Raw genomic sequence first — 12,127 nt, 5'->3', positions numbered from 1 at the left:
TACGGCCTGATACAAACACTAGCCCTTTTTTATAATAAACAGGGCTAAAATCGGCACTACTTGAATTGATACCTATGTATTCGACCTGATAACTGCCTGCATTGCGTTCTAAAGCTCCCCGGTTACTATTAAGCTTGATAAACTCTTCGCCTCGCTTGTCTTGTTCTTGTAGTTCGCTGTATTTCTGCCAGTATTGATTAGCCTCATCGTATTTTCCGTTGCTGGTTAATACCTGAGCAAAATGAAGATAAGCTTTTATATCTGCGCCTTTTAGTGTAGGATTATTACCCAGTACCTCTCTGAAAACCCGTTCGGCGTTCTGAAAATCTTTTACTTGCCTATAACACAGCGCCAATTGCAGTTTTGCTTTCAGGGTTTCTTCGTCGGTTAAGCCCTTCGGTTTTTTCAAAGCAGTTTCATACAACTCTATTGCTTTTGCGTATGCCAAAGCCTCATACTGCGCATCCGCTTTCTGGATCGCCTTAGTAGAACCCTGAGCATGAACGACAAAAGCAGAAGTAGCAAAAAAGATAAAAATTATCAGTTTTCTCAATAGCATTGCCTGTAATAACTGCTTTCTAATAAACGAAAAATAAAGCAAAAATCATGCCTTAAATTGTGGCTTTTTATTCACTTTTTAGCTTGATTTAGCCCTCAATATACTACATATTTTCAGATTGAGACAGATATAATTCGATAATAAGTGCTTTATAAGCAGTTTTCTTACAGATTTCTCAATAGTTCGGTTTTATTGCTATCTAAGACCTGCCAAAGTATTAATGGTAAATATGTTGAGTATAAAACATACAGTCGGCTCATAAAACAAATGCCACCTTTCATCGGAATAAATCTTTTTGAAAGGCGGCACTGTTTACTTATTTATAGGGTTATGGTTTATCTTGCAAGCGTGATATAACCTACTTTATGTACTTTCTTGCCATTAACTTCGTAATCAATTGCATAGAAGTAAGTACCGTCAGGTAAGCCTTCACTACCAAATCTTACACCCTGATTTGATGTTCCGTCCCATCCTTTAGAGTTTTCACCTGCCAGAATGTTGTCTTTATCTTTGAAGACCAGATGACCCCAACGGTTATAGATACTACCCGATAGAAGTTTAGCCCCCGTTGGTACTTTCACCTTGAAGTAATCGTTGGCTCCGTCGTCATTTGGTGAGAATGCTCCAGGAATCATTACATCTTCTCCTACAGGTAATTCAAGTACAGTTGGTGAAGACTGGTTGGCTTTCACTTCCAATCCTTCATTCGACTTATCAGTTACCAATTGTCCGTTGCCGATTGCCTTCGCATAAACATTACTTTGGTAAGGACCTCTATGACCATTATGGAACACCTGAACAGTATAGAATATCGAATCTGTTTTGCTGACAGTCAACTGGCTGGTTGTATCGGCAATCAATAGATTAGCATCTTCTTTACCATTGAAATTAGGATTCAGTTTCAATGTAGAATTCAAGCCTGTTGTTGGTGTACCAATCATTACATAGCTTGCGCTATCGGCAAAAGTATTGTTCAAGCTGTCAGATACCTGTACGTTGGTTAGTTTAGCGTTTCCTACGTTTTTCACTAAAGCCATGTAAGTAACCGAGTAACTTGTTTCACCAAGGCGTGTAGAATCTACAATTGCAAGCGACACCCCAATAGCCGGCTGATTCGGATTAAGATCAATGATAACCTCAATTGGCGTTGGATCATTGTTATTGGTTGGGTCACCATCATTATCAGGATCTGGATCCACACCATCTGTTGATTCTTCTTTCTTCTCGCCATTCAGGCTTAGTTCTGCTTTATTGTAGAACTTATCTGAAGTAGCTTCGCTTACATCAACTCTTACATTGAAGCTTAGTTTCGAAGTTGCACCTTTCTTAATTGTGCTCAACGAATCAATCAACATATTTTTGTGCTGGCCACGACCTGTGTAATTAGGATTCACAACCAGACCTGAATCGGCAACAATTGAAACTGTATCGTTCAGAATCTTCGCACCATTGCCGAAGGCTTTCTCAAGGTCATCAACTACTTGTACGCCTGTTACATCTGCATTACCCATGTTTCTTACATAGATAGTAAACGGAATCGTATAAGTTTTTTCGCTGATTAGTACTGCCTCGCCTGATACTTTGCTCATACCCAACATAACCTCTTCATTAGCCGGATTGTTGATGGTGTATTCGCTAACATTGTTGGCAGTTGTGTTATCAACCTCATTGACTTTCGACAATTCAGCTTTGTTCACAATCTTACCACCTGCAACCACTTTTGTTTTGTAAGTGAATGTTACGCTATCACCTGCCAATAAGCTATCAAGTTTCAGATTCACAATGCCGTTGTTATACGTTGCATTAGCGCTGGCCGATACAAAGCTTAGTTTGTAAGGAAGTATGTCTCTTACTTCGATACCTGTTGCTTTCAATGTACCTACGTTTCTTACAGATACTTTATACTCAACCTCTTGGTTCATTTCAACTTTATCTGCCGAAGCTTTCTTGCTGATAGCTAAGTCTACTGTCGGAGTACCTGGCGTTACACCACCGTCGCATGTTGTAATACTTACTTTAATTACTGAACCTGCCGAGTAACAACCTGCTGATGTGCGCTCGAACACATAATATGTACCTGCACCTACTGCACCAGGATTAGTTACCAATGGTGAAGTTACCGAGTTAGTAGTATGGAATTCGAACTGACCTCCTACTGTCGAGATTTCAGTCAGAATTGCTGTGTTCAAGTCTGCTGTATTGAACGGACACACATTCTTGATTTCGGCAATTACTGTTGGTGCCGTTGCCGACTTACCTACGGTTACCGTTACCTCGTTCGAACGCTCACTTTCACACTTGCCACCTAATGATTGACATTTAGCCCAGTAAGTAGTGAATTCTTGCGTTGGTGTTACTGTTAACACTGCTCCTGTTGCACCTGTCGACCAAACTACCAAACCAGAACATCCGGTTGCTGATAGTGTTGTGCTTTCGCCTACACATATTTGTTTTTTGCAGTGAATGAATGGTTTGTTTGGTTTGCCGTAAGGAATCATTACTGGTTCGGTTACGCCACTTTCACATTCGCCCACTTTACATTTTGCTGTATATTTCACTGTGCTGTCAGGAACTAAAGTCAGGCTTTCTCCGGTTGCGCCTGTCGACCAGACAACCACACCTTCACAACCACTTGCTTTAATTGTTACTGACTCACCATCACATACAAAGTCTTTCAGACAAACCAGACTTGGTAATATTACTGAACTTACTTTCACTTGTACCTGATTCGACAACGCACTGCTACATACATTAGATTCTTTACAAACCGCTGTATAAAGTGTAGTGGCTGTTGGTTTCACAGTTATCGAGCTACCTGTTTGGCCTGTCGACCAGATAACTACTCCTGTGCTACAACCTGTAGCTGTTAAGTTTACATTTTCTGGTTTACAGATACTTGTTTTGTTAGTTGCAATAACCGGTGCCACAGTATTACATGTTCCACAATCTGTTTTAGTTGTGATAACAATGCTATTTGAAGCGCCGCTGCTGCCACAACCATTGATACAAGTTGCTGCGTATGTTCCGCCATTGCTTACAGTCAGGATTGTTCCGGTGCTACCGCCTGTCCAGGTAATAGTTCCGCTACAACCGCTTGCTGTCAGAATCGCTGTCTCATTAGCGCAGATACTTGTTTTATTTGCTGCAATGATTGGCGCTATTGGCATGCTTCCTTGCGTAATTGTTATTGTTTCAGATGCTGCGCTGGTTCCACATGCTGTTACACAGATTGCTGTGTATGTACCAGCTGTGCCTACTGTGATGTTGCTACCTGTTGAGCCGTTGCTCCAGTTTACAGTTCCACCACAGCCCGTTGCAGTCAAGGTTGCCGTTTCTGTACCACAGATGCTTGTTTTGTTACTTGCTACTGTTGGTGCACTTGGCGTTCCTCCTGTTGTGATTATCACCGCATTTGAGTTTCCGCTAGTGCCACAAGCTGTTGTACAAGTGGCTGTATATGTTCCAGCCGTACCTACTGTGATGCTTGTTCCTGTTGAACCGTTGCTCCACTTGATAGTGCCACCACAACCATTTGCTGTAAGTGTCGCTGTTTCGTTGCCACATAGACTCGTTTTATCACTTGCTATGGTTGGTGCACTTGGCGTTCCTCCTGTTGTGATTATCACCGCATTTGAATTACCACTTGTTCCACAAGCAGTTGTACATGTTGCTGTATATGTTCCAGCAGTACCTACTGTGATGCTGCTACCTGTTGAGCCATTGCTCCACTTGATAGTTCCACCACAACCCGTTGCTGTCAAGATAGCTGTTTCTGTACCGCAGATGCTTGGTTTGGTACTTGCAACTGTTGGTGCACTTGGCGTTCCTCCTGATGTGATTATCACTGCATTTGAGTTTCCACTAGTACCACAAGTCGTTGTACACGTTGCTGTGTATGTGCCAGCCGTACCTACTGTGATGCTTGTTCCTGTTGAACCGTTACTCCACTTGATAGTTCCACCACAACCATTTGCTGTAAGCGTCGCTGTTTCGTTGCCACACAGACTCGTTTTATTACTTGCTATGGTTGGTGCACTTGGTGTTCCTCCTGTTGTGATTATCACCGCATTTGAGTTTCCACTTGTTCCACAAGCTGTTGTACAGATTGCTGTGTATGTGCCTGCCGTACCTACTGTAATGATACTGCCTGTTGAGCCATTGCTCCACTTGATAGTGCCACCACAACCATTTGCTGTAAGTGTCGCTGTTTCTGTGCCACAGATACTTGTTTTATCACTTGCTATGGTTGGTGCACTTGGTGTTCCTCCTGTTGTGATTATCACCGCATTTGAGTTTCCACTAGTTCCGCAAGCTGTTGTACACGTTGCTGTGTATGTGCCAGCCGTACCTACTATGATGCTGCTACCTGTTGAACCATTACTCCACTTGATAGTGCCACCACAACCATTTGCTGTAAGTGTCGCTGTTTCATTTCCACATAGACTCGTTTTATCACTTGCTACTGTTGGTGCACTTGGCGTTCCATCTTTAGTGATTGTTATTGCACTACAATGACCGCTAGTACCACAAACGGTTGTACAAGTTGCTGTATATGTGCCAGCCGTGTTTACTGTGATGCTGCTGCCTGTTGAACCATTGCTCCAGGTTACAGTTCCACTACACCCATACGCTGTAAGTTTTGCTGTTTCTGTACCACACAAACTCGTTTTATCAGTTACTATCGTTGGAGGAGTTGGTATGCCTCCTGTTGTGATTACCACTGCATTTGAGTTTCCGCTAGTACCACAAGCTGTTGTACAGATTGCTGTATATGTGCCAGCCGTACCTACTGTGATGCTGCTGCCTGTTGAACCATTGCTCCACTTCACAGTGCCGCCACAAGCAGTTGCTGTTAAAGTGGCTTTCTCTTCACCACATAAGCTTGCTTTATCACTTGTTATCATTGGCGCACTTGGCGTTCCTCCTGTTGTGATTATCACCGCATTTGAGTTACCACTTGTGCCACAAGCCGTTGTACAAGTTGCTGTATATGTGCCAGCTGTACCTACCATGATGCTGCTGCCTGTTGAGCCGTTGCTCCACTTCACAGTTCCACCACAACCGCTGGCTGTCAAGGTTGCTTTTTCTACACCACACAAGCTCATTTTGTCTGCGCTTATGGTTGGTGCCGATGGCGTACCTCCTTTAGTTATTACCAATACATTTGAAGTTGCACTAGTACCACAAGCATTTACACAAACTGCTGTATATGTTCCTGCTGTGCTCACTGTGATACCTGGTGTTGTTGCATTTGTGCTCCATTTCAATGTACCTGTGCATCCTGTTGCTGTCAATGTTGCTGTTTCATTACCACACAGACTTAATTTATCTGCTGCAATCGTAGGAGCAGTTGGATTCACACCTGTTGTTATCACAAGTGGTGTAGAATTACCACTATTACCACAAGCATTCGTACAAGTTGCTGTGTATGTACCCGCTGTGCTTACTGTAATGCTGCTACTTGTTGAACCAGTGCTCCATTTCACAGTACCACCACAACCATTGGCTGTTAATGTTGCTGTTTCAGTACCACATAGACTTGTTTTGCTTGCAGTAACTGTTGGTGCTGATGGTGTAGCACCTGTAGTAATAATCACTGCATTTGAAGCAAGACTAGTACCACAACTACTTATACAAACTGCCGTAAATGTACCCGCTACACTTACTGTAATACTGCTACCCGTTGCTGTGTTACTCCATTTCACAGTGCCACCACAACCAGTTGCTGTTAGCGTAGCTGTTTCGTCACCACAAAGACTAGTTTTATTACTTGTTACAACCGGAGGTGTTGGTGTTGTATTCTTTTTGATTACAACGCCTGCACTTGGGTCGCTTTCGCTACAAGCGTTTATACACATTGCTGTATATGTTCCGCCCACACTTACCGAAATACTGCTTGTTGTAGCGCCTGTGCTCCATTTAATAGTTCCGTTACATCCGGTAGCTGTTAATGTTGCTTTTTCTGTTCCACAAATCACATTTGTATTGGTTGCTACTACAGGAACTGTTGGTGTAGGAGCTGAAGTAATTGTAATTGTATTACTTGCTACACTTTCACCACAACTTGACACGCACTTAGCTGAATAAGTACCCGCATTGCTCACAACTATCGAACTACCTGTCGAACCAGTGCTCCAACTTACAGTTCCTATACAACCAGTTGCTGTCAATCTTGCAGTTTCATTGCTACACACAGTTGTTTTGTCACTCACAATTGTTGGCGCGGCTGGTGCTGTACCCGTTTTGATAATCACCGCATTCGAGTTACCACTTGTGCCACAATTGTTAGTACATACTGCTGTATATGTACCTGCTGAACCTACAGTGATGCTGCTGCCCGTCGAACCATTGCTCCATTTCACTGTGCCTGAACAACCTGTCGCTGTTAAGGTCGCTACCTCTGTTCCACACAACTCTGTTTTGTTTGTCGCTACCTGTGGTGCGGTCGGTGAACCTCCGTCGAAAATCGTCAGAATGTTCGATGCCCCACTCACCCCACATGCATTCGTACAAGTTGCTGTATATGTGCCTGGGCTACTCACTACTCTTGTGCTGCCTGTGCCTCCAACATTCCACGTTATTGTTCCTGTACAACCTACTGCTGTCAACGTCGCTGTCTCTGTTCCACACAATTTCTGTTTGTCTGTACTGATAATCGGTGCTGTTGGCTTGCTCAAAGTGTTAATCACTACTTCGTTTGACTGTGCACTACCACAAGTGTTTTCACAACTTGCACTGTATGTGCCTGCTACACTTACCGTGATTGTACTTGTCGTTGCTCCGGTGCTCCATTTCAGACTACCTACACAACCTGTGGCTGTTAAAGTTGAAGTCTCATTTGGACACAAGCTAGGTTTGCTAGCCGATACTTGTGGTGCCACTGGTGCTGTACCCGTTTTAATGATTACCGCATTTGAGTTACCACTTGTGCCACAATTGTTAGTACATACTGCTGTATATGTACCTGCTGAACCTACAGTGATGCTGCTGCCCGTCGAACCATTGCTCCATTTCACTGTGCCTGAACAACCTGTCGCTGTTAAGGTCGCTACCTCTGTTCCACACAACTCTGTTTTGTTTGTCGCTACCTGTGGTGCGGTCGGTGAACCTCCGTCGAAAATCGTCAGAATGTTCGATGCCCCACTCACCCCACATGCATTCGTACAAGTTGCTGTATATGTGCCTGGGCTACTCACTACTCTTGTGCTGCCTGTGCCTCCAACATTCCACGTTATTGTTCCTGTACAACCTACTGCTGTCAACGTCGCTGTCTCTGTTCCACACAATTTCTGTTTGTCTGTACTGATAATCGGTGCTGTTGGCTTGCTCAAAGTGTTAATCACTACTTCGTTTGACTGTGCACTACCACAAGTGTTTTCACAACTTGCACTGTATGTGCCTGCTACACTTACCGTGATTGTACTTGTCGTTGCTCCGGTGCTCCATTTCAGACTACCTACACAACCTGTGGCTGTTAAAGTTGAAGTCTCATTTGGACACAAGCTAGGTTTGCTAGCCGATACTTGTGGTGCCACTGGTGCTGTACCCGTTTTAATGATTACCGCATTTGAGTTACCACTTGTGCCACAAGTATTACTACATGTTGCACTGTATGTACCTGCTGTGCTTACTACGATGCTACTACCTGTTGAACCATTGCTCCACTTGATAGTTGTAGTACAACCTGTCGCTGTTAAGGTCGCTGTTTCATTGTTACACAACTCATTGTCTGTCGTGGCAATTATTGGTGCATCCGGTGTTTTGTCTTTGGTGATGCTTATCACATTCGATGCTACACTTGTGCCACAAGTATTACTACATGTTGCACTGTATGTGCCTGCTGTGCTTACTACAATGCTGCTGCCCGTTGAACCATTGCTCCATTTGATAGTTGTAGTACAACCTGTCGCTGTTAAGGTCGCTGTTTCATTGTTACACAACTCATTGTCTGTCGTGGCAATTATTGGTGCATCCGGTGTTTTGTCTTTGGTGATGCTTATCACATTCGATGCTACACTTGTGCCACAAGTATTACTACATGTTGCACTGTATGTGCCTGCTGTGCTTACTACAATGCTGCTGCCCGTTGAACCATTGCTCCATTTGATAGTTGTAGTACAACCTGTCGCTGTTAAGGTCGCTGTTTCATTGTTACACAACTCAGTGTCTGTCGTGGCAATCGTTGGTGCATCCGGTGTTTTGTCTTTGGTGATGCTTATCACATTAGATGCTACACTTGTACCGCAAGTATTACTACATGTTGCACTGTATGTGCCTGCTGTGCTTACCACAATGCTGCTTCCTGTTGAACCGTTGCTCCATTTGATGTTTGCATTACAGCCAGTCGCCGTTAAGATCGCTGTCTCATTGTTACACAACTCATTGTCTGTCGTGGCAATCGTCGGTGCATCCGGTGTTTTATCTTTGGTGATGCTTATCACATTAGATGCTACACTTGTGCCGCAAGTATTACTACATGTTGCACTGTATGTGCCTGCTGTGCTTACTACGATACTGCTTCCTGTTGAACCGTTGCTCCATTTGATGTTTGCATTACAGCCAGTCGCCGTTAAGATCGCTGTCTCATTGTTACACAACTCATTGTCTGTCGTGGCAATCGTCGGTGCATCCGGTGTTTTATCTTTGGTGATGCTTATCACATTAGATGCTACACTTGTGCCGCAAGTATTACTACATGTTGCACTGTATGTGCCTGCTGTGCTTACTACGATACTGCTTCCTGTTGAACCGTTGCTCCATTTGATGTTTGCATTACAGCCAGTCGCCGTTAAGATCGCTGTCTCATTGTTACACAACTCATTGTCTGTCGTTGCAATTGTTGGTGCATCTGGCGTTTTGTCTTTGGTGATGCTTATCACATTCGACGCTACACTTGTACCACAAGTATTACTACATGTTGCTGTGTATGTGCCTGCTATGCTTACTACAATGCTGCTTCCTGTTGAACCGTTGCTCCACTTGATGTTTGCGTTACAACCAGTCGCTGTTAAGGTCGCTGTCTCATTGTTACACAACTCATTGTCTGTTGTTGCAATTGTTGGTGCATCTGGTTTCTTAGTTACTGTAATAGTTACTGCATTTGAAGCTTCACTTGTACCACAACTTGTTACACATTTTGCAGTATAAGTACCAGCTTCACTAACTACAATACTCGCACCTGTTGTTGTATTGCTCCATACAACTGTTCCCAAACAACCACTTGCTGTCAATGTTGAGCTTGCTCCCTCACAAATGTTTGAAGGTAATGCTAATACAGTTGGTGTAGTTGGTGTAATACCTTTAGTTATAACTATTGGATTCGACACTTCACTCTCTCCACAAGCGTTGAAACAGATTGCTGTATAAGTACCTGCTACACTTACAGTAATACTGCTTGTAGTTGCTTGCGTACTCCATTTAATTGTCCCTGTACAATTGCTAGCTGTTAATGTAGCTGTTGCATCTCCACACAATTCTGGCTTATCTGTTGTAGCAATTTTTGGTGCATCTGGTTTTTTAATTGAAGTAATAGTCGCCACATTAGACGCTACACTCTCTCCACAAGCTGTTGTACAAGTCGCACTGTAAGTTCCTGTTGTACTTACTAACAAGCTACTGCCTGTCGATCCATTGCTCCACGTAATCGTTCCGCCTGTACAACCACTCGCTGTCAAGGTCACTGTCTGACCCTCACATAAAGTACTTGTCAATGGACTCAACACTGGCGCTTCTGGCTTGTCCCCTTTCTTGATCTCTATCACATTCGAGGCTGGACTCTCTGCACAAATCGTCTTACAGGTCGCACTGTATGTCCCTACTGTGCTCACTTCGATGCTTGTACCCGTCATTCCATTGCTCCAGATTACTTCTCCGTTACAATTACTTGCTGTCAACTTCGCTTTCTCTGGTCCACAAATCTTCGTTACATTAGCCTCTATCAATGGCGTCTTCGGACTCTCCCCTGTGCGAATCACAACTGGCTCTGTACTCTCTGCTGTTCCACAACTTGTCGTACAGCTTACACTATAGGTACCTGAAGTTGATACTTCTATCGAACTAGTCGTTTCTTCAGTGCTCCATTTCAATGTACCATTACAGCCTATTGCTGTCAAGGTTGCTTTCTCTCCATCACAACAGATTTTCTTACTTGCATCAATCACTGGAACTTTTGGTTGTTCGCCTGCCTTGATCTCTATCGTTGCACTACTTGTTCCACAACTTGTCGTACAGATTGCTGTGTAACTACCCACGCCTACTTTGATTATCGTACTCGTTCCTAAAGCTGTTGGTTCCCAACTGATACTACCATTACAACCGCTCACTGTCAACTCTGCTTTTTCATCTCCACACAATGTAAGTTTGTCGCTTGTCAAAGTAGGTTTGGCTGGTGCGTCACCTTTATTTATAGTTACTACATTCGATACATCACTTGTGCCACAGATAGTAATACAGAAAGCACTGTAAGTTCCTGTTGTACTTACTACCAAGATACTGCCCGTTGAGCCATTGCTCCAGGTAATGGTGCCTCCCGTACAGCCACTCGCTGTCAAAGTCACTGTCTGATCCTCACACAAAGTACTCGTCAATGGATCCAACACTGGTGCTGCTGGCTTGTCCCCTTTCTTGATCTCTATTACATTAGATGCTGGACTGTCTGCACAAATCGTTCTACAAATAGCACTATAGGTACCTACTGTTCCCACTTCGATGCTTGTACCCGTCATGCCATTGCTCCAGATTACTTCTCCGTTACAATTACTTGCTGTCAACTTCGCTTTCTCTGGTCCACAAATCTTCGTTACATTAGCCTCTATCAATGGTGTCTTTGGACTCTCCCCTGTGCGAATCACAACTGGCTCTGTACTCTCTGCTGTTCCACAACTTGTCGTACAGCTTACACTATAGGTACCTGAAGTTGATACTTCTATCGAACTAGTCGTTTCTTCAGTGCTCCATTTCAATGTACCATTACAGCCTATTGCTGTCAAGGTTGCTTTCTCTCCATCACAACAGATTTTCTTACTTGCATCAATCACTGGAACTTTTGGTTGTTCGCCTGCCTTGATCTCTATCGTTGCACTACTTGTTCCACAACTTGTCGTACAGATTGCTGTGTAACTACCCACGCCTACTTTGATTATCGTACTCGTTCCTAAAGCTGTTGGTTCCCAACTGATACTACCGTTACAACCGCTCACTGTCAACTCCGCTTTTTCATCTCCACACAATGTAAGTTTGTCGCTTGTCAATGTAGGTTTAGCTGGTGCATCACCTTTGTTTATAGTTACTACATTCGATACATCACTCGTGCCACAGATAGTAATACAGAACGCACTGTAAGTTCCTGTTGTACTTACTACCAAGCTACTGCCCGTCGAGCCATTGCTCCAGGTAATGGTGCCTCCCGTACAGCCACTCGCTGTCAAGGTCACTGTCTGCCCCTCACACAAAGTACTCGTCAATGGATCCAACACTGGTGCTGCTGGTTTATCACCCGGCTTGATTTCTATTACATTAGATGCTGGACTGTCTGCACAAATCGTTCTACAAATAGCACTATAGGTACCT

Annotated in this window: 1 protein-coding gene; it reads right to left on the bottom strand. The window is 43.7% G+C overall.

Annotated elements, in window-relative coordinates; genetic code table 11:
• Window positions 1-894: 894 nt before the first annotated feature.
• On the bottom strand, window positions 895-11,991 hold the full coding sequence (locus tag WAE64_RS16680) for a T9SS type B sorting domain-containing protein (RefSeq protein ID WP_340238519.1): 11,097 nt from the start codon (window positions 11,989-11,991) through the stop codon (window positions 895-897).
• Window positions 11,992-12,127: the final 136 nt, after the last annotated feature.

The organism is Emticicia soli, from assembly GCF_037860775.1.
Lineage (GTDB): Bacteria > Bacteroidota > Bacteroidia > Cytophagales > Spirosomataceae > Emticicia > Emticicia soli.
This window is presented reverse-complemented; position numbering and strand designations above follow the sequence as displayed.